The sequence below is a fragment of the Trichocoleus sp. FACHB-262 genome (genome assembly GCF_014696035.1).
GTDB lineage: Bacteria > Cyanobacteriota > Cyanobacteriia > FACHB-46 > FACHB-46 > Trichocoleus.
In genome coordinates, this window is the sequence record NZ_JACJPK010000027.1 from 29881 (window position 1) to 51136 (window position 21256).

Here is a 21256-nt window from a genome sequence, read left to right on the forward strand (position 1 = left end):
AAGCCGCTCAAACTAAGATTAGTTCACCTTCGCTTTAAAGCGCACAAAGCCATAAGAGCTTGCAGGTGTGCCTGAAGCGTTTGCTCTTAAGAGGGTGCCAAGGTTAACCACAACTGCCCCGTTACCATTAGCACTAGTATTTGCAGCAGGACAGGGTTGAGGGCTGGTCCCACCTACTGGAACGGGGACTGATGCACCAACTACATAGAAACCACCTGCATCTCCATCAACCAAATCGGTGTAAGAAACTTGAGCACCATTAACAGAAGTCGCAATACTACGAGTTGCGCCCGCTGTTCCGCCTGGGGCTGCCGCTACAGTGCTATAGGCATTTGCCACCAAGGTTTGATTCAGAGGCACGAGATCACATAACACTACGTTTTGGGCATCCGCTCCACCATCAGAGAGGAAGTAAATGGTGTACTCTACTACATCTCCAGACCGTACAGCACCTCCATTAATCACCCCAGCCAAAGAGGTACTGGTTGGGGAAGGCCAGTTCGTAGCGTTGTCATCGGTTGTACCCGTGCCGTCTACGAAACCTGTTCTATTCGTAGTATTGATTGCGGTAATTCGCTTGACTAAGCGTAGTTGAGAAACACCAGCGATCGCATCACTACCAAAATCATTGGTGTTATTTTTATCTCCACCTCCAGAAACAGTAGCTGTGTTGATAGTAGCTGCGGATGAATCTCGCCGAACTGTAATGGTAATGGGGTTAGCAGAACTGCTAGCAGTAATAACGTTGCTAGTGGTACAAGTCACTGTAGTGTTCGTGGCATTAAAAGAACAAGTCCAACCTGCCCCTGCCGCTGATTGATAAGTTAAACCTGTAGGTAACTGATCGGTGACCGTGATGGTGCCTGATGTAGCTGCAAAGCCAATGTTTTTAACAGTGACTAGAAAGCTGCTGTTTTGGTTCAACAGAAATTTGTCAGTGTGAGTTTTGGTGATCGTTAAATCCGAAGCGTTGACGTTCACATCTGCCGATGCTGCGTTATCTGTAAGATTTTGATCCACGTATCCAGCAGGTGGAGCAACCTGAGTTGTATTAGGAATAGTGCCAGTTGCTGAGGATGCCACAGTTCCAGTAATAGTAATAGTGGCAGTACCACCGCTCTTTAAGTTGAGAAGCGCGCTAACGTCATTACCTGTTGTAGTTAAGGTACAAGTACTACCTCCACTGGGGTTACAAACAGGTGCCGAAGTAGTCGAAACGGTAATGGCTGGGTCAACAATGTCGCTGAGTTTTGCTCCTATAACATCAAAACTACTATTATTGGTAACTTTAACTGTATAGGTGATATTGCTATTAGGGCTAGTACTGGTAATCGGGGTGCCAGGGCTACTCGCTAGCCCAACCGTTTTAGTAACAGCCAAGTTAACAGGCGCATTAACGGTTGTTGTGTCATTAGATGTGTTGTTACTAGCAACCGTATCATTGGCTGTGGCTACTGTAGCAGTGTTAGAAATTGTGCCTGTTGTATTTGGTTTAACGGTTAACGTGATGTTGCTATTTGTTTTAGGAGCTAAAGGACCAGAGCTGGTACAAGTTAATGTTCGGTTGGCTAAGACATAGTTACAAGCCCAACCACTGCCAGTCGCAGAGACATAGTCTAGAGATGCAGGCAGTACATCTATAACGGTGATGGTTCCAGTAGTAGAGAGTGTCCCTGCGTTTGAGACGTTCAGTGTGTATTGCCCGTTAATACCATTGGCAAAAGTGCCAACACGGGTCTTCTGAACCATCAAGTCAATGCCAGTCGAAGGTGCAAAGGCAGTCACAGCAAATAAGTTTGCGCCTGTACCAACGTCAGCATTGTAGTGGTAACTACTTCCAGAGAAGTCATAAATAATGTTAGTTAATGCGCCGCTACCCGCTGATAAAATTTTAATTGTATAAACGGTTGTGACGTTATCACCTACTTTCTCACCCACATATCCACTGGGAATGGCTGGGTTATTACAGGTTAGGTTGTTGTGATAGTAAGTACTACTGGGATTGTTTTCCCAACCGCAAGCATCGGCATAGACAACGTTATTGGTTGAGCCAGACGGAGATGAGTAGGTTGTAGAAACGGAAAGTAGCTGAAAAAAGCCAGGTAAAACAGGTAGGAATGACAGCTGTTCGTAACCACCAGGAGCTGTGTGTCCCTTAACTGTATATTGAACAATGTCTCCTACAAAAACGGTGCTAGGACCAGAAATGCTATCAACTGCGTTTCGTGATTGAGAAACGAGTTTTTCCACATATAATTCTCGGTTTTGGGGTGTCGTGATAGTCCCTAACCCTGTGGCAGTAGCCGAGATATAAAACTGTTGCCTGGTACTAGCGTTAGCAAGGGTAGAGTAGGATGCTCTATCGCGGGCAATTTTTACATTGAAATAGAAGTCAGAGCAATTACTGGGGGTGGGGCCTGTATTCCCTGGAGGATGGGACGTAGGGCCTGCGGGTAGCGAAGGGATAGAGAGTGTACTAGCTCCTACTAAGCTGATATGGCTACTGCCCCCAGTTTTTACAAAGGAAGCTGTGACATTGGTTGCAGTAGCATCACCGACATTACAAACGCGCGCTCCTTCTAGAAACTGATCAGGGCCTGCTCCACCGAGCATTTGAGAGGCGACGCTATCTAAACCAATTACGTTCCAGGTAATTGGAGTGATAGTGAGTTGAGGAGCGGCGATCGCTGGATTAGCAATCCCTAAAGTGGCACCCGCTAGGGCCAGCGCAGCAGGAGCCAAGAGCTTGAGATTAGGAAAGCGTTGAAGTTTCATAGCGTTATCATTCCCCACTACCACTAACAGTTGCAGATGCAGTCGGAACTAATTCGGATGTTGTAGATGTTGTTTCCGGGGTTGCAGTTGTATGCGCTAAATGACTGGAAGAATGTGAGGCAACTGGCTTAGTTTGGGGCTGTTGCTGAGGCTGAGGTGCTTTCTGTAAACCAAAACCATCAAACAATTCATTCAGTTTCACTGTGAGGCCGAGGTAAGGACCATCCACTGAGCGAGAACCACTAAAATCGCGATCGCTAGCACGGCCAAATCCATATCCTGCTGCTAGGCGCAAGTTGGGAGTCATATAGTAGCCTGCCTCAATGTTGAACCCAGTTTCGCTATAACCTGTGTTGGGTTGATTGATCCAGCGAGCTTCTCCAACCACATCCCAGCTGTAGCCTAAACGGTAGGTGGCTCGGAGCTGGGCGAGGGAGACACTGCTAGTACCCACTAAATCTTTAGCTAAATAGGTGGAGCTATGACGAAACGCGTATTTGCCATAGAACTCCCAGCGCCAATTGGGTGCGTAGATCGCTTCTGCCGCGAAGAGATGCTCCTCAGAACCAGTGCCATTGCCTAGCAAGAGAGAATCTGGAATTATGGAAGGATTCTGGCGATACTCATAGCGCAACAGCGCATTGAATTTATCGCTATGAATATCACGGTAAGCCAATCCTACTTTTAGATCTTTGGTATCTCCCAAATCAGATAACTTTTGGTTGGCCGCACTCGCTTGGTGGTAGCGAACTAAAGCGGTGAGAGAAGGAGTGATCTTGCCTGTGGCAGCCGCAGAGATTACAGTATTGCTGCCTTCAGAGGAGGAGCGGTGTTCGTAACGAGCACTCGCTTGGAACTTAGGATTGTCAGTGTATTCTAAACCAACACTGTAGCTATCTCCAGAAGCCAATGCTAGAGAAGAAGCACTCTGGCCTGATGCAAAGGGCTGAAGGAACTGAGAACCCGCAGCCGTGCGACGCGAGTAGTTACCAAACACATGCTCATAAGCTAGATCCATGCGGAGACCTGGAGCAATGTTCCAGCGCTGGTTGAGGCCCACTGCGCCCTGCATCTTCATGCCGTCAGCGCCACCTAGCAAAGAATAACGTCCGGTCAAGGTGGTGTCAGAACCGAGCTTATAGGAACCGTTGACATCCAAGCTGGTAATAGAATTTCCAGCATATTGACCCCGAGTAAAGAATTGCTGAGCCAGACGCACATCGACTCCAGGCATCGGCTTCCAATCCAGACCGACAAGGGTGCGATCGTTGTAGACGCTATCTACCTTGCCTGAAAGAGTCATCTCGTTTTGGGCTAGGAAGGTGAGGTTACTGGCGATAGGAACTGTCACGCGAGAACGCAACTGATCAGAAGTGCCGCTGAGATCAGGATAGAGACGATCTTTGCGATCGCGGTGAATCCAATCTACTGTGAGATCAGATTTGCCAATTTTCTGTTGAATACCAGCCGAGATCGTGGTCAGAGAGTTATCCACCTGGCTACCAGGAATTGCGGTAGAGCGAGGCGCAAACAAATCTTCTAAGGTATCGAGGGGACGGGGCGCAACACCATAGTTATCTTCATGGTCGTACTGTGCCCGGAGGTTGGTGGTATCGGAGAGCTTGCCTGTAACCTGAGCGCCGTAGCGAGTTTGACCAGGGACAAAGCTAATCGTGACATCATTGGCGAATCCTGGGTCAGCTGCTCGGTAATAAGCTCGGCCTTGAATGCCTTTAGCGATTTCTCCCTGAGCTTCTAAACGGTAAGCTGAACCGCTCACCTTGCCCATCACTTCAGAGTCGTTTTTAGAATGAGCGTATTCTGCAATCAGTTGTCCCTTAGAACCTAGATTGATGAGGGCATCTGCTCCGTAGAGTTCAAAATCCCTGATTCCTTGGTTCTCTTTGAGATAAGTTGCACCGAGCCAGCTTTCATGATTGAGGGTACGGTCTAGATGATATTGAACTCGGCCACCATAGATGTTACTGGTACCTTGGCCTTCATACTGATAAGTGACAACAATCCGACGAACCAATACCTCACCTTCGTCACTAATATCAGTCCGGAGGATGGGTTTGCGGAAAATCACAGAACCGCGATCGTAGTCGATGTCGTAGTCAGGGCCTCGGTTGAGAGACTGGCGATCGAGCACTGTGCCAGGACGATTCAGTTCTTCTAGCTCAATAAAGACATTTTCACTACCTGGGACCAACAAGCGACGAGAGAGGAAGTAGTAGCCACTGGTGCCATCGGGTGCAATCGTATCTCTTTGGAAACCTTCAACGTTGTTGCCGTAGAAGCCAGTTACTTGCAAATCGCCGATGTTGTAGTTGGCTTTGAAACCATGCAACTGGCGAGTGAACGCGGTAAATTGTTGAGATTTGGTGGCAAACTCATTGGTGTTGTAGTCGCCCCACATGGCATAGTCAGGAGCGGCACCCGCAATTTTAGCGGAGCGCTCAACCCGCAAGTACAGGCTATCTTTGGAAGGTGTGAGGTTATCAACACGAGAACTATCACCATATACAGGATAGTTTTGCTCACAAAACTGTGTATCTCGGTATAGGCGACTGTTGGCATCGCAGGTTTGGTTGAGGTTGCGATCGCTGTTGTAGGCTCCCGTAAAGAGCCAATCGCCTACTTTGCCAGTGGCGAAGACAGACCCACGCACATCTAGCTCTGTAGAGTTGTCGCCATCGGGAGGGAGATAATCGCGGAAGCTGCCGTAGTAGTCGCTGCCTCGTCTGCCCAACCGCACATCAATTACGCCAGTTGCGATCGAGGGGCGGAGGTTAGTTTCAAACTGAAGTTGAGTGAAAGCTTCTAACTCACCAATATTGGCGCGAACTGTCACTGTTTGAGCTTGCAAACTGGAGCGCAAGTTGGCTGTGAATTGGCCTTGACGAGCTTGTACCTGAAACCCAGGTTCATCGGTTTTAGCATCGGCACCAACGAATTCTCCGGCGCTTGTACTTAAGGTAACGATCGCATCTCGATTGGAACGGTTGCCTTTGCCATCTAGTAATTGTCCTTGTACTGTAGCGGTAGAACGGCTATCCGCAGGAATACGAGTTTCAACCGTTTGTATACTTAGTTGGGTGGCGCTACCCCGAACTTGTACCTGAATCGCTACGGGAGTGCCAGCAACTCCATTGGTGGTAGGCTGAGCAGTGATGATATTGTCTCCCTCTTTCAAGGGCACGCCATACCAAGTTTGAGTAATGATCCGAGTTTTGGTATCTGTTTCTGTACGACCAACTGAAGTGGTACTAACAGCAGCTCCATTTGTTTGTAGTTGTACCTGTGTACCTTCCACAAATTGTAGAATTACTGTCGTCGCAGGGATATCTAGAACTGTGTTGGTAGTAGGCGTGAGAATCTTGACTTCTGTAGGAGCAACAGGGCTGGTATTCTCAGGCGTTGCAGCAGGGGTAGGTGTAACCGCAGGAGCGGCATCAACCGGAGCACTTCCAGGAGTAGTCTCAATAGCTGGCTGAGTTTGGTTGTTGCTCTCTGTAGAAGCGGTAGTATTTTCTGGAACTGGTGATGCTTCAGTGCTGGGAGTCGTGGTCGCTGGCAAAGGTGGAGCAGTCTCAGTAGCCGTAGCCTCTGGCTTGGCATCAGGAGTCGTTGCAACAGGAGCGATCGCTTGAGCCGTAATTAAGTTATTTGATAATTGAGGTGAGAAGATTAGAGGGTGAAATGCTTCATTGCCTGAAGAAATAGTAACTGGCTGTATAGATGTCTCTGGAAGGGAGACCTCAAATTCTGTGCTTGCCTGGGCAGCCAAGGGAGACCCAATTAGACCTACAGTTCCGGTGATAGCTCCGAGCAAACCAAGCTTTAGGGCGTTAATTTTAGAACCTGTAGGCTTCGTAGTCATCTCTTGCTCACAGCGGATAGAGGTTTGTGAAATAAAGATTTCCTACAGAGCTGGCAGATAACTAGGAGTGTTTCAGGCTAGGAAACTCGGCTATGTGCGGTAGGAAAAACTGGATATCCCTAAGATAAGATTTAAGCCTTCTAAACACTTGCGCTGTTTTACTGGACTGTTGTCAGCCTTTTAACTTATCCCTGTGAGAGCAGTAGTATATTCACTGGTTTTTGGTTTCGCTAGAAGCTGGGGTCACTGCGAAGTTCATTCGGACCAAGCCACCTGGTTGTAGATGCACTAGGCGAGATTGGCTATTGCGTTCTTTGACATAGAGATTGGGGGCAAAGGTGTAACCGGAGACGCTCGTGAGGTCTAGTACCCCAGTACGATAACCAGAGATCACATTAGAAACGGAGAACAAGCCGTTGGGGTCAGTGGTGATGCGATTGCCGTCATCCATGAACACTACAGCATTGGGAACACCTGGTTCACCTCGTTGTTGTTCGCCATCAAAGTTTTTGTCTACGAAGACGCGACCAATGATGGTGCCACAATCGGACAAAATACCAGAACGAATCCGGAGGCGATGAGTGGCAGGTCCATCTTTCACACCTTGGCGGTTATCAACGCGATCGCCACTGACAACCGCAGAGTTGAGACCTGTGCCACGTACCGCATCAGGCGTGAGAACAGCGGCGTAGGCAATGTTGAGAACCGCACTTTGATTGTCACCTTGAGGCAGTAAGGAAACATTGGGCTGAAAGGTAACAGTCGAGCCATTCTGGTTCGTTGTGACTGCAACTGGTTGATTGGCAATTTCAGCGCGAACTGAGTCAGGTCGGAAGTTGAACCCAACTGGGAGAGTATCTGTAATCACGACATTGTCAATTGCCGCAGTCGCCAAATTCTTGATCGAGAGCCGATAGATAACGGTGTCTCCTGGCTCTGCTGCCGCGCGATCGCCTGTTTTAATAATTTGAACGCCTTGAGACTGACATATGTCAACATCAACATCGAGCAACGCTAAGACTAAACCTGCACCTTCCGCATTTTGAATATTAATAGTCTCACTCACAGAGGAGCGATTATCAGTGCTACTGATGGGTTTACCATCTAGTGATGTAGCAGTGTAAGAAACAGTATCGTTGGTGCGAGCAGTAATGGTGAGGCGAATCCGGCGTTGGTTATAACCGCCATTCTCGGGTGGATTAATCACGAGAATGTAAGCTTTGCCTACATCTAGCTGACCGCGCTTCGGGTCAAGGAGAAAGTTGTAGGTGCCTTCATCACTGTTAGTAAAAAAGAAGGGATTACTATTTTCACTATTAGGCGCAATCCCAGCAGGGATACTGTTATTGGCAACATCAGGTAGCTCAGTTTTGGTGAGCGATACTAAACCACTCAAGCTGGCACCCGTCAGGTCGTTAGGATTGGTTTCATAAACTCCGATACTAAACCCCTCGTAGCTACTTAGAACTTCTCCAGCACAACCACGAATATGTCCAAACGGGTCAACTAACCGTTCAACGCTGCTACTAATTGAGGCAGAACTTCCTTGAAAGATTTGTTGAGTAACAGAATCGCTATAGGTGTAGGTGGCTTGGTTGGAGAGTTGGGTCGTTGTAATGCCTTTAGCTAAACCTGGAAGTGGATGTTGTAAGCTGCTTGCTACCGCGATCGCAACTGCCCACTGGCTCCAATTTTTAAGTGAAAATATAAGTTTTGTGGGAAGTGGAATCACGGAACGGATCTCCTTGTCAGCCCAGAAGGGGTAGCGATCGCAAAGGCACAAGTATCCCTATGCAGTCAGTTCTAAACTTCTCTGACTGCTTATTGGACATATAAAATAACTTGAAAGCTTTAAATAAAAGAGATAAAAAGAGAATTTGAGGGCGAATCTGAAAGTGTAGAGCGATCGCCCTCAAGCTTGCTTAGCGAACTTTGACTTGGTAAGTTGCCTTCAGAGTGCTCTTGGCACCCACGGCTGAGCCAATCGTCCAACGGATATTGGTGTAAGCTTCAGCGGGAGCGGGCTTCATGACGACTTTGCCATCAGCTTGCTTGACTGACACTTGGGGTTGAGCTACAAAGCTCTTGCCTTGGTCGATGCTATAGGTGATTTGAGTTCCAGCGTTAGGGCTGATTGCTGCTGAACTCATGACATAAGCCATGCCTTGAGGTACAGGCTGATTTAGCTTGAGGTCCTTGATGGGGCGATCGCTCTTGTTTTCGCCAGTCAAGGTGTAACGAAGCACGTCTCCCGGCTGCACGGTTACATTGCCTTTCAGCGCTTCCCAGGTAACTTTCTCTTTGCCTTGCTGATCTTTTTGCACAATTTTTTTGTCAGCGCTCAGAACTAATTGCATCTGAGCTTGACGTTGATTGTTTTGAGCAATCTTAGTACCAGGATTTAGCCAACTAGCGGATACAGGTAGTTCGTTAACGAAGGGAATGGAAGCAACGAGGGCGATCGCACTTAAACCGATGAGAGAGGAGCGTTTCATAATTAATTCTCGCAGTAGTGTGAGGGACTTGTTGGGAGATGGGGGAAGGGAGAGGTGATTGGGACACTCCACTTAAAGTGCCCCAATCTTGACTAACGGAGCTTAGTTGCTCATCTTGCGACGAATGTCGAGTTTGCCAGATGCACCAGGTGCTAGGGAAGAAATAGTGTCTACATACTTGGTGATGTTGGGATCAGTACCAGTCGTAACAATTGTTCCACCAGCATCAATACCAGAAACGTGAACTGTATCCATGATGGTATTTCCATCTTGGTCGAGCGCCCAGTTGTTACTACCTGTGGTGCCATCCTCTACAATTTGGAGATTGGTGGCATTGAGAATGGAACTACCCGTGGTGGCCGCAGCAGTCTCGGAAATGTTCTTGTAGGAAATCCGATACTCGACAATACGTCCTGGCGTGAGTTTGCCTGTTAAAGCAGTAGCATCTGTGGTGAAAGCCTGAACAACGGTGGTGCCATCAGCCTCTAGGATTTGAGCTTCTTTGTACATTGCTACATAACCTAGATAAGTGCGCTCAATCGTGAGGTTTTGAGGCTCTGTTACCTGAGCAATTCCATCATTGTTGCTATCTACAAAGGCGAGGATAGGCATTGCATAGCCACCAACCACAGCAGCAGTCGGGCTTGTGAGATCACCTGGAGTTGTGAGATCAGTTGAGAGCTTCGTGCCAGCAGGTAAATCTACAGTAACTGTGTAGTTAACAGGGGTTCCAGGAGCGACGCTTACAGTAACTGGTGTACCAGTCCAAGCAGTACCATTCCAAGTGAAGGTTCCAGTTGTACCTCCCGCAGTAATAGTTGCCGTGGTTCCGGCAGGTACAGTGCTACCTGGTGCGTTAGGGCGTAACAGGAAGGTAGCAGGAGCATTACCAGTGTTGCTGAGCGTATTGGTGAAGGTGACTACACCTGGATCGTTAGCAGTGCTACCGGGTTTGCTATCGGTCGGTGCCACAGCTTTGTTTGTGAAGTCAGTGTTGTTATTGGTGCCATCACCTGTAGCAGCCGCATTGCCATTAGTTCCATTCAGGACACCAGCGACGTTACCGATCACACCATCTAGAGTGGCGCTATCTTCGCGAGTGCCATTGACCGGAGCACCTGCTACTTCACCAGGCACAGTGCTCGGATCAGTGTTGTCATTGGTGTAGATGTCTAAAGCTCCATTAGCTGCATACACTTGGTTGGTGCTGGTAGGATCGACAGATTTACCGTATTCCACCGTAACCGTTCCAGGAGCAGCGTTAGCGGCGATCGCAAGGACAACTCGGACATTAATAATCCCGTTAGCCGCGATTGAGCCAGTCAGTAATGGAGCACCACCAACTGCGATAGTTTGGTCATCTGCGTTGCCCAATACACCGTCAGCGCCAGCGGTGATGATCTGGCTGATAGATGCGCCTGCTGCACCTGTACCAGTGATGCTTGCAGTACTAGGTAATACGAGCCGAGTGGGGTCATTACCAGTGTTGGTGATTTTGAAGTCGTAGTTAAGCGTGCCACCAGGTTGAGCAGAACCAGGAGTATTTAAAGCGCTGACGTCAATACCTGCAACCTCGGCTACTGTCACGGTAACAGTGTTGGAGGTAGCGCTGAGAGTTGTGCCAGTGCTTGGATCTGTATAGCTCGCAGTTGCTGTGTTGCTGATTGTTGTGTTTGCTGCGGGAGCTGCTAGAACCGGAGTAACCAGTTGAAACACACCACCTGCAATGAACAATCCTGCAACTAGGGAGCGGTAATTAAATTTAGGCTTGACGCTAGTTCTATTGTTCGACTTCACTCTTTTCACTGGATAATGCCTCTTGTATTACTTTGACTAATCCTTTTGACCAGGATGTGGAAGACTGCGGGAACCTTTGAAAGCTAGAATTCTTATTCTCTTAACTACAAGCTTGAGCAGAGATGTTATTAACAATTAGCCAGAATACTAGAATTTAAGTATCAGTAATTCGCACCAACTTCAAAGAGATAACCTGAACTATTAAGTGGAATCATTAACTTAAAATTTTCTGCTCTAGGAACCTTAAAAACTAGTATTCGCTGTAAATCAAAAAAACGATTCAGCAGAATAGCGCATATCTTCTCAGCACAATATGCAAAGCTCTTAAAGTAGCTAAAGCTCCTTCACTGCATAGGTTTTATGAATCAAAATCAGTGTAAATAAGGATTTTTTAATCGAGATACAACAGCTTAAGAAATAAATAGCAAAGCTACTATGACTGTTAATTTGTTATTGACTTGCAGGCTATACAAACAATCGGCTTTAAGTGTTTTCATCTCTTTGAAGGCTGCTGACCCTATCTTCAAAATCCGAAGCCAGTAATTCTACTGTTTTGATTTCAATAAAATCCTTTCGGGCCATTGTCTCTGGATACAAAACTTAACCGAGCTAGATTTTGCGCGGTAGGATGCCTTTAGATCTTTTTGAAATGCACCCTTCTTATGCGCTTTAATCATAAAACAGTTATCCTTACAGGTGCTTCAGATGGAATTGGCCGAGCACTCGCAATTACGCTGGCCCAACAGCAAGCCAACTTAGTCTTAGCTGCTCGGAGTGAGGTAGCTCTGACAGAAACTGTAGAAGCCTGCAAACAACAAGGAGGACGCGCGATCGCAGTTCCAACAGACGTAACTGACCCGGATGCTTGCAAACGTTTAATTGATGAATCCGTTCAGCAGTTTGGCGGAATTGACATCCTTGTGAATAATGCTGGTATCGGCGCGATCGCTCGGTTCGAGGAGGTTACAGACCTCTCTATTTTTGAGCAAGTAATGCGAGTTAATTATTTAGGTGCAGTCTACTGTACTTACCACGCGCTTCCTTACCTAAAGACCAGCAAAGGATTATTAGTGGCGATCTCTTCTCTCTGTGGCAAGCAGGGAGTACCCACGCGATCGGGATATGTGGCGAGTAAACATGCCATGCAAGGATTCTTTGACACGCTCCGCATTGAACTGCAAGGAACGGGCGTAGATGTCTTGGTCGTGTCTCCAGGATTTGTGGCCACAGATATCCGCGAGCGAGCTTTAGGGATAGATGGCAAACCATTAGGACATAGCCCTAGGGATGAAGGAAAAGACACGATGCCTGTGGAGGAATGTGTACAACAGATTATCCGCGCGATGGAGCGACGACAGCGAGAAGAGGTGATGACGCTGAAAGGCAAAGTGGGACAATGGTTGAAGTTAGTCGCACCCAACTTAGTCGATCGCCTAGCCGCTAATGCAGCTCGAACCCAATAAAGAGATTGGATGAGGGCGATCGCTCCACCCCGTTTCAGCTCTTTTGCTGACGGAGGTTTGATGCAGCTTGCTTGATGGGTTGAAGTAGAGAGAGGGAGATCCGCAAACTATTCAAGGATGTATTGTTTGAATTCTTGCTGTCGGGGTGGGGGCCATGAAAGTCACTGCCACCGCTCATGAGTAACCCATACTGAATACATAGCTTCTCTAGCTTCCGCGACTGCTTCAGGCTGTGGTTCGGATGGTAGACTTCTATGCCCATTAGACCCGCTGCAACTAATCCTGGAAGTGTTTCTTCTACCTCTCCGCCTCGGAATAGATAAGGATGTGCCCACACCGGAACGGCATCACACATGCGTAATAACCGAATGCCATCGATCGCGGAGAATTTCTCGTAATGTTCATAGGCGGGCTTGTCATCTCCCAACCATCGATCGAACGCTTCCCGCACAGAGGGAGCATGCCCAGCTTGTACTAAGGCCGCAGCAATATGTGGTCGGCCCGGAGCCATGCCTTCTCCGAGGTGGGGTAGCTGAATCGGGTAGCCCAGTTCGGCGAGCTTAGCTACCATTTTCTCGGCCCGCCGCTTGCGACCTGCTAAGCGCTCTGCTAAAGGTGCTGCTAATTTGTCGCGATCGGGATAGAAGCCTAAGATGTGTAGAGAGCGATCGCAATGCACAGTACTGAGTTCTAGCCCAGGCACAATTTCTAAGTCATGGATGGGGGCAGCAGCCAAGGCTTCGTCCCAACCGCCTAAAGTATCGTGGTCAGTGATGGCTAACGCTTGGACTCCCGTTTTGGCGGCTAGCTCCACTAGCTCTGTGGGGGTAAGCGTACCGTCGGAGAAAGTGGTATGACAATGTAATTCGAGCATCTTTCTATTGTCGGCTAAATCAACAGCGATCGACTGCTTCCAAGGTTCTTTAGAGATGATGAGGCGCGATCGCTGAGTATAACGTTCTCTGGGTCGGGTTGGAGCAGGGACCATAGGCGGCAACTACCCGGTTACCACTTCGGTTCTCCTCACCACGAAAGGGGTAAGGGAGCGTTACAGTAAGTCTAAGGAAATCAACAAAACTTCATACAGGCTACTTTTCCTTGGAGGTGATTGCCTGTTGGATTACTGGCTGAGTAACTGGAGCGTTAGTAGATGCGGATTTTGATGTTGACCATTTCTAGCCCTGCTAAACCATCTACTGGACTGCTCGGTGCAGCCGTTTTATTTGCAGCCGAAATCGCTCGGTAAGGGAAACTCACCATGTTCGAACTTTTTACAGAAAAGGCCATTAAGGCAGTCATGCTATCCCAGGAAGAAGCACGTCGTCTGGGACACAACCTCGTGGGAACCGAGCAAATTCTCCTAGGACTGATTGGCGAAAAAACGGGAATTGCCGCTAAAGTCCTACTACACCTGGGTGTTAGCCTCAAAGACGCTCGGGCTGAAGTTGAAAAGATTATTGGTCGGGGGTCTGGCTTTGTACCTGCTGAACTGCCCTTTACCCCCAAAGTCAAGCGAGTTTTTGAAGCAGCTCTGGCAGAAGCTCGCCAGTTAGGGCACAACTACATCGGCCCGGAACACTTATTACTGGGCTTAATCCGTGATGGCGAAGGAGTTGCGGTTAAGGTTCTGGAGCGGTTGAGCATTGACAAAGATGAAGTGCGATCGCGGGTTCTAGAAGCAATTGGTAACGCTCCTGCGGTAGCGACAGCTCGTCCTCAAGAAAACGGTTTTGACAAGCGCCCTAGCAAGCTCCGCACTTTGGAAGAGTTTGGTACTAACCTGACTCAAATGGCGATTGATGGCAAGCTTGACCCGATGGTTGGCCGCCAGAAAGAACTTGAGCGGGCAGTGCAAATTTTGGGTCGTCGCACCAAGAACAACCCCGTTCTAATCGGGGAACCCGGTGTCGGTAAAACCGCGATCGCCGAAGGTCTAGCTCAACGGATTTCTGATCATGCTGTGCCTGATACTCTGTTTGGTAAGCAGGTGATCAGCTTGAGTATGGGTTCTTTAGTCTCTGGAACTCGTTATCGCGGAGACTTTGAAGAACGCCTCAAGAACATCGTCGAGGAAGTGCGGCAAGCAGGAAACGTCATTCTCGTGATTGACGAAATTCATACCTTGGTGGGCGCGGGTAGTGTGGAAGGCGGCATGGATGCTGCTAACTTGCTTAAGCCTGCCCTAGCTCGGGGTGAGTTTCAGTGCATTGGTGCCACCACCCTAGATGAGTATCGCAAGCACATTGAGAAAGATGCCGCGTTGGAGCGTCGTTTCCAGCCGATTATGGTCGGTGAGCCGTCTGTTGACGAAACGATTGAGATTCTGCACGGACTGCGCGATCGCTATGAGCAACACCACAAAGTCGCCATTGCCGATTTGGCGCTAGAAGCAGCCGCTAAGCTTGCCGATCGCTACATCTCCGATCGCTTCTTGCCCGACAAAGCCATTGACCTGATCGACGAGGCAGGTTCACGAGTGCGCTTGAGCCACTCCAAGACTTCAGCCACCAAAGCGCTGAAGCAAGAGTTGCGGCAAGTCACGCAAGACAAGAATACAGCGGTGGCGGCTCAGGACTTTGACCAAGCGGGTCAACTGCGCGATCACGAACTCGCTTTGGAAGCTGAGATTCAATCGGTCACGGAAGCTGAGAAGCAAGTCAATAATGCGCTCTCTAGCCGTCCGGTCGTCGATGAGGAAGACATCGCCCAGATTGTGGCTTCTTGGACCGGGGTGCCTGTCAACAAGCTGACTGAGTCAGAATCCGAGTTGTTGCTGCACTTAGAAGATACGCTGCATCAACGCCTGATTGGTCAAGAAGAAGCGGTGACTGCGGTTTCTCGCGCCATCCGTCGAGCACGGGTAGGTTTGAAAGATCCCAATCGTCCGATCGCGAGCTTTATCTTCTCTGGCCCTACCGGAGTTGGTAAGACAGAATTGACCAAGGCTCTAGCTGCCTACTTCTTCGGCTCCGAAGACGCGATGATTCGCCTCGACATGTCTGAGTACATGGAGCGCCATACCGTCTCCAAGCTGGTTGGTTCGCCTCCGGGCTACGTCGGTTATGACGAAGGTGGTCAGCTCACCGAAGCAGTGCGTCGTCGGCCTTACACCGTTGTGCTGTTTGACGAGATCGAGAAAGCCCATCCCGATGTCTTCAACCTACTGTTGCAGATCCTCGAAGATGGCCGCCTGACTGATTCCCAAGGCCGCACCGTAGACTTCAAGAACACCCTGCTGATCTTGACCTCGAACATTGGTTCTCGTGTGATCGAGAAAGGTGGCGGTGGTCTTGGCTTCGACCTCGCTACCGAGACTCAAGCCGAAGCGCAGTACAACCGCGTGAAATCCCTCCTCAACGAGGAACTGAAGCAGTACTTCCGTCCAGAACTGCTCAACCGTCTAGATGAGATCATTGTCTTCCGTCAACTCATTCGTGAGGAAGTGAAGCAAATTTCGGATCTGATGGTGCGCGAACTCTCTACTCGCCTCACTGAGGAGCAGGGCATTACCCTACAAATCACGGAGCGGATGAAAGATCGCTTAGTGGCAGAAGGCTACAACCCTGCCTATGGCGCGCGATCGCTACGTCGAACCATCACTCGTCTACTAGAAGATGCCTTGGCCGAAGCGATTCTCTCAGGCCGTATCCATAGTGGCGCGATCGCCTTAGTCGATGTTGACGAAGACGGCCAAGTCCAAGTCAGTCAAACAGAAGCCCCCGCTCTAGCTGAAGCGATCGCATAAAACCTCTTTAGGCTCAGTTTTACACTCAGTCCCTGGTTCTAGAATCAGGGACTTTTTTATGCTGCTCAACTGACTAAATAATTTCAGCTAAAGGCACTGAATTGAGGTTCGAGTCTAACCAGGGAGGCGTTTTAACAATTAGCTCAGTTGCTTGTTCCACTGTCAAAGGCTTAGAGAACAGATAACCCTGACCGCAATCACAATTGAGCGCTTTAAGCTGAGCCAGTTGTTGAGTTGTCTCAATGCCTTCAGCGACTACAGTGAGTCCTAGGGAATGGGCAATGTTGATGATCAGAGGCACTAACCCCGAGCCTTCAGAGCTATCTGTCATCCGCTGCACAAACGAGCGATCGACCTTAAGAATATTCAGAGGAAAGGAGTGTAGGTAACTCAGAGAAGAATAACCAGTGCCAAAGTCATCAATGCTGAGCTGAATCTGTCGTTCCCGCAGTTCTTGAAACATGACGCTGGCAGATTGAGGATTCTCCATAATCACACTTTCAGTAATCTCCAGTTTCAACGCCTGAGGATTGACTTGAGTGTCGGCCAAGACTTGATCTATTTGCTTAACTAAGTCGAGTTGAGCGACTTGCCGTGCGGATAAATTAACGCTGATCGAGAGATTAGGACCATCTAGATTACCTTGTTGCCACTTGCAGAGTTGTTGGCAAGCTTCTCCCAAGACCCAATGACCAATCTGAGTAATCAAGCCTGTTTCTTCTGCGACTGGAATAAAGATTGCAGGGGACAGTAAACCATGCTGAGGATGATGCCAACGAACTAACGCCTCAAACCCTACCAGTTGGTTATGGTTCAGTTCGACAATGGGCTGGTAGTGGACCACAAACTCTTGCTGCTGGATGGCGCGGCGCAAGTCTGTTTCTAGCTGCAAAAGCTGGAGCGCCCTCGTATGCATGACCGGATCAAAAACTTGATGTTGCCCTCTGCCTAGCGCTTTCGCCCGATACATAGCCGTGTCTGCATCTCGCAGTAAGTGCTCAGGTTTTTCATATCCGGGTTGGTGGAGGGTAATGCCAATACTGGCATTGATAAACACCTCATGCCGAGCCAGTTGAAACGGCTGAGCTAAAGCAGCCAAGATCTGATCGGCCACTTGAGTTGCACTATTGAGGTCGTCTACCTCTGTCAGCAGCACCGCAAACTCGTCTCCCCCTAGGCGAGCCAGCGTGTGCTGGGAACTCAGGGATTGCTCTAAACGACGGGCGATCGCCACTAGCAACTCATCCCCCACGAAATGCCCAAGAGAATCATTGACTACTTTGAAGCGATCGCAGTCAAGAAACAAAACCGCAAATTGATACGCTACATCTGTCTGGGCTTGATGCAGGGCTTTCTCCAGCCGCTTCATAAATAAAGCCCGATTAGGTAAACCTGTCAGCACATCATTGAGGGCCATTTTTAGCAGTTCTGCTTGGAGCTGTTGTCGCTCTTGGACCTCTCGCTGTAGTTCTTGATTCGCCGTTTCTAGTTGGTGAGTGCGCTCTTTGACCCTAGCTTCCAATTGAGCCTGTAGTTCCTCATTCTTGCGTTCAACAGCTTTTAAGGTCAGTTGATTCTGCACCCTTGCCAAAACTTCTTGAACTTGAAAGGGTTTAGTAATGTAGTCTGCACCGCCACCATCAAACGCTTTAGCCTTGTCAAGACCGTCACTCAAGGCACTTAAGAAAATAATGGGAATCCTGGCTGTCTGTGGATTGCTTTTCAAGCGATAACAGACTTCATACCCATCTATGCCGGGCATCATGATGTCCAGCAAAATTAAGTCTGGCTGCACAGTTTGTACAGCCGTGAGCGCCATTGAACCGTTAAGGGCCTTGCGAACGTTATATCCTTCCTTAGCTAAAATAGTGGCAAGAAGGCGTAGATTCTCTGGGGTGTCATCTACAACAAGAATGTCTGCTGGAATAGGCTCAGTCTGGGTAGCATTCATTACGATTTTTGCCTTCTCACTTCCCTTTGATTAGCTTGATTAGCTGCTATAAGCGGTGCCGTGATTAGCAATCATCACAGTGCTTCTTCGTAATTTCATTCATAAATTCTAGAAACGTTTAATCTAGATTCAAGCAAATTTAAAGGTTGTGATCATACTAAGTTCATTAACTTGCGATTACTTTTTGATTTTTCGATTAATACAATTAAGTTCAAAAAAAATTGAATTATTTTTTAGTATGCCCAAAGCTAATCTAATTCCGAACTGAGCCAAGGGTAGAAATTGGGCGATCGCTAGGCTCAGATTGACTCGCAGCCTTTTTCTAGACAGTCTTGTTGCGGATATTCCATTCCTCCTATAGTAGTATTCCAACGTGAAATTTGTGTGGGTTGGGCGAATTGTGCAACCCAATCCCACAAACCTGATTTGATGAAGTACTACTGCTCCTGTGACTGAGTCAGGGTGGTAATTTGGTCAAATCGAAAATTTTCAGATAATTCAGTCAGGGTCAGCGCTAGGGCGGTAAATTCAGTCGGAATTTCTTGTAAGAGTTCGGTAATCAAGCGATCGCTGCATTGAGAAGCAGCGTAATGCAATTGAGCCACCCAATTTGTCGGCATGGCGGCAAGTTGTTGGCTAACATCAACCTTCTGTGTAGCAATTTGCGCCGCTTTGACAGCACTATTGTTTACTAGCGCTGGTAGTTCTTCGTAGAGATACTGCACGCCCAAATGCTGGCTAATGGTTGCGAGGAGGGCCTCTTTGCGGAAAGGTTTGCGAACGAAATCATCACAGCCTGCCAAGAAAACATCTTGGCGTTGCTCCTCAAAAGCACTGGCAGTCAGAGCCACCACAACGGTTTTGGGTCCCGACAGCGACTGTTTAATTCGTTTGGTCGCCTCATAACCATCCATCACTGGCATTTGCATATCCATAAAAATGAGATGGGGCTGCCAATGTTGCCAGACTGCTAGCGCCTCTTGACCATTTTCTACCGCTTCAACCGCAAACCCCACTTGGCTGAGGAGCCGCACAAGCAAAAATCGATTGGTGGAGCTATCTTCCACAACCAAAATCCGATAGAGGGGTTGCCCCAAAGCTAAGCCACTGATTTGCTGCCTAGCCGAGGATTCTGTTTCCATCGGCGGGCTATTCTCTGCTTCTACTTGAATATCAAAGTGGAAGAGACTGCCACGGCTTAGCTGACTTTCGACCGTGATCTCACCTCCCATGAGCTGCACAAACTTTTGACTGATCGGCAAACCCAAACCAGTACCACCAGCAATTTTTAAGCCTGCTGCTGTTTGGCAAAATGCTTCAAACAGTTGATTAAGCTCATCGGGGGCGATCCCAGGCCCCGTATCCTCTACCTCAAAAATGAGGCGAGTCTTACTGGACGATTTAGAGTCGGTCGATTGAGAAGTGAAATCTGTGGTGAGGTGGCTCTGATCCAGACTGACTCGGAGGGTGACTTGGCCGCGATCGGTAAACTTGATCGCATTCCCCAGCAAGTTGATCAGGACTTGACGTAACTTGCTGGCATCAGTCTTAACCAGTTGGGGGACATCCGTGGTACGGATGCAAGTAAGCTGCAATCCTTTGGATCGCGCCTTCAACTGGAGCATTTCCGTCAAGTTGTCAAGCAAGCGGTGTAGATCGAAGCTAGTTTCGTGAAGCGTACTCCGACCTGCTTCAATTTTTGCCATCTCTAAGATGTCATTGATCAATTCCAGGAGATGTTCGCCACTCCGACTAATGATGTCTAAGTATTGTTGATACTCGGAAGTGATCCCCTTGGCATGATGCATCAATTGCGCGAAACCGAGAATGGCATTGAGAGGAGTGCGTAGCTCATGGCTCATGTTGGCGAGAAAGTCACTTTTAGCCTGGTTCGCTTTATCTGCTGCTTCTTTCGCCGCCTGCAATTCTTTTGACTGTTGCTGAGTTTGGGCTAGGAGTTCGGCTTGCTGAATTGCCACTCCTAGTTGAATCCCAATCTGAACTACCATTTGAATTTCAGCGGTTTCCCAATGCCTTGGGCCTGAGTTTTGATAGGCTGCGAGTAAACCCCAGAGTTGGCTATGGCAAAAAATTGGCACAATCACGTAGGCGCGAGCTTGAAAGCTCTCCAGTAGGTCGAGATAGCAGGTGTCAAACCCAGCTGTGTAAACATCTGAAACCGCAAGATGACTAGTACCCCGGCGATAAACGCCGCCTTGACTGGACTGTAAGTAGCTGTCTTGAATGAGGTTAGTGTCGTTGCCGAGGTCTCTGGCATGGCAGTTAGGGTTAATCACTGCGGCCTTCGTGAGTTCGGGCTCGAAGGTTTGAGCCAGTAACAGAGTGCGCCATCCCTCAGCAACCGATTCAGAAACTAGTTCCCCGCTCCAGTCCGGTTTAAAGCGGTAGACAAGGGTGCGATCGCAGTTGACTACCTGTCGTAGCTCTTGGGTCGTGGCATTAAAGATGTTAGCCAAATCCAACGTTTGGCGCATGCGCTGAATCACTCTAGCACCAGCCTGCTCCCGCTCGACGGTTTGTTGCAGTGCTAACTCCATCTGTTTGCGCTCAGTGATATCTCGCATGATGCCGAGCAAGGCTGGATTGCCCGCAGCATCGGTAAAGGAAATTTTTTTCGTTAACAGAGTTCGGACGATTCCAGCGCGGTCGGTTAAGGTTTCTTCGGTTTCGTGTTCTAGGCCTGTGGTCAACACTAAGTTGTCATCATCCCAAATCCGCCCTGCTTCTGCTTGAGCCAAGAAGTCATAGTCGGATTTGCCAAGCAAGCCCTCACGGGGATAGCCCATGATTTGGCAAAAGGCGTCGTTGACGAGGATCCAACGATGCTGTTGATCTTTGACAAAAATCGGATCAGCAGCTCGGTGAAAGATTTGGTCTAGAAAGCCTTGGTTGATCTTGAGGGCTGTTGCCGCTGGCTGTAGTTCAATTGCTGGTAGGGCTTGCTGCTGTATCCCTAGATGGCTAGAAGACGAGTCGGCAAGCCAGTTGCGTAAAGCTATAGTTAGCTTTTGTCTTAGAGATGAGAATGGCTTTTTTGCCTGTACTGTCAGCCATAGGGTGGCTGACACGGCAGCGATCGCGACTGAAAGTGCCACTAAGCCAAAGTTATGAGTGCCAGCCATGCGA

10 protein-coding genes are annotated in these 21256 nt (G+C 48.6%); 2 read left to right on the forward strand and 8 right to left on the reverse strand.

The features are described from left to right. Nucleotides 1-18: 18 nt before the first annotated feature. From H6F68_RS05380 to H6F68_RS05400, 5 genes are all read right to left on the reverse strand, one after another. Complete coding sequence (locus H6F68_RS05380; protein ID WP_190557093.1) at nt 19-2775, reverse strand: DUF11 domain-containing protein; 2757 nt, start codon at nt 2773-2775, stop codon at nt 19-21. Nucleotides 2776-2782: 7 nt separating this feature from the next. Next, nucleotides 2783-6658 carry a TonB-dependent receptor gene (locus H6F68_RS05385; RefSeq protein WP_199299920.1) on the reverse strand — a complete coding sequence of 1292 codons (3876 nt, stop codon included), beginning with the start codon at nt 6656-6658 and terminating at the stop codon, nt 2783-2785. A 211-nt stretch (nt 6659-6869) separates the two neighbouring features. Further along, entirely contained in the window at nt 6870-8390 is a 1521-nt protein-coding gene (locus H6F68_RS29580) for a hypothetical protein (protein WP_313930026.1), read from the reverse strand. A gap of 190 nt (nt 8391-8580) precedes the next feature. Beyond that, a complete protein-coding gene (locus H6F68_RS05395; protein WP_190553941.1) occupies nt 8581-9153 on the reverse strand; it encodes a DUF11 domain-containing protein in 573 nt (190 codons plus the stop codon). Nucleotides 9154-9255: 102 nt separating this feature from the next. Beyond that, the gene (locus H6F68_RS05400; protein ID WP_190557095.1) at nt 9256-10950 is read right to left on the reverse strand and encodes a hypothetical protein; all 1695 of its coding nucleotides are present in this window, start codon (nt 10948-10950) and stop codon (nt 9256-9258) included. A gap of 662 nt (nt 10951-11612) precedes the next feature. Between H6F68_RS05400 and H6F68_RS05405 the strand changes: the two genes are divergently transcribed. Continuing rightward, entirely contained in the window at nt 11613-12413 is an 801-nt protein-coding gene (locus H6F68_RS05405) for an SDR family oxidoreductase (RefSeq protein ID WP_190557097.1), read from the forward strand. A 34-nt stretch (nt 12414-12447) separates the two neighbouring features. On the opposite strand, the gene H6F68_RS05410 is transcribed toward H6F68_RS05405, so the two are convergent. Then, the gene (locus tag H6F68_RS05410) at nt 12448-13401 is read right to left on the reverse strand and encodes a PHP domain-containing protein (protein WP_277876020.1); all 954 of its coding nucleotides are present in this window, start codon (nt 13399-13401) and stop codon (nt 12448-12450) included. 270 nt (nt 13402-13671) lie between these two features. Between H6F68_RS05410 and H6F68_RS05415 the strand changes: the two genes are divergently transcribed. Further along, a complete protein-coding gene (locus H6F68_RS05415) occupies nt 13672-16158 on the forward strand; it encodes an ATP-dependent Clp protease ATP-binding subunit (RefSeq protein WP_190557099.1) in 2487 nt (828 codons plus the stop codon). Nucleotides 16159-16231: 73 nt separating this feature from the next. Here the strand turns inward: H6F68_RS05415 and H6F68_RS05420 are convergent, their stop codons facing one another. Together H6F68_RS05420 and H6F68_RS05425 are read right to left on the reverse strand one after the other, a co-directional pair. Further along, on the reverse strand, nt 16232-18109 hold the full coding sequence (locus H6F68_RS05420) for a GGDEF domain-containing response regulator (protein ID WP_190557101.1): 1878 nt from the start codon (nt 18107-18109) through the stop codon (nt 16232-16234). A gap of 437 nt (nt 18110-18546) precedes the next feature. Next, nucleotides 18547-21252 (reverse strand): response regulator, encoded by a 2706-nt coding sequence (locus tag H6F68_RS05425; protein ID WP_190557103.1) that lies wholly within the window; start codon nt 21250-21252, stop codon nt 18547-18549. Between the last annotated feature and the right edge of the window lie 4 nt (nt 21253-21256).

What these genes read in the sequence shown, in the direction of transcription:
- H6F68_RS05420 (WP_190557101.1), bottom strand. Translation starts at nt 18,109, where the DNA reads ATGAATGCTACCCAGACTGAGCCTATTCCAGCAGACATTCTTGTTGTA.
- H6F68_RS05405 (WP_190557097.1), top strand. Translation starts at nt 11,613, where the DNA reads ATGCGCTTTAATCATAAAACAGTTATCCTTACAGGTGCTTCAGATGGA.
- H6F68_RS05395 (WP_190553941.1), bottom strand. Translation starts at nt 9,153, where the DNA reads ATGAAACGCTCCTCTCTCATCGGTTTAAGTGCGATCGCCCTCGTTGCT.
- H6F68_RS05380 (WP_190557093.1), bottom strand. Translation starts at nt 2,775, where the DNA reads ATGAAACTTCAACGCTTTCCTAATCTCAAGCTCTTGGCTCCTGCTGCG.
- H6F68_RS05385 (WP_199299920.1), bottom strand. Translation starts at nt 6,658, where the DNA reads ATGACTACGAAGCCTACAGGTTCTAAAATTAACGCCCTAAAGCTTGGT.
- H6F68_RS05415 (WP_190557099.1), top strand. Translation starts at nt 13,672, where the DNA reads ATGTTCGAACTTTTTACAGAAAAGGCCATTAAGGCAGTCATGCTATCC.
- H6F68_RS05425 (WP_190557103.1), bottom strand. Translation starts at nt 21,252, where the DNA reads ATGGCTGGCACTCATAACTTTGGCTTAGTGGCACTTTCAGTCGCGATC.
- H6F68_RS05410 (WP_277876020.1), bottom strand. Translation starts at nt 13,401, where the DNA reads ATGGTCCCTGCTCCAACCCGACCCAGAGAACGTTATACTCAGCGATCG.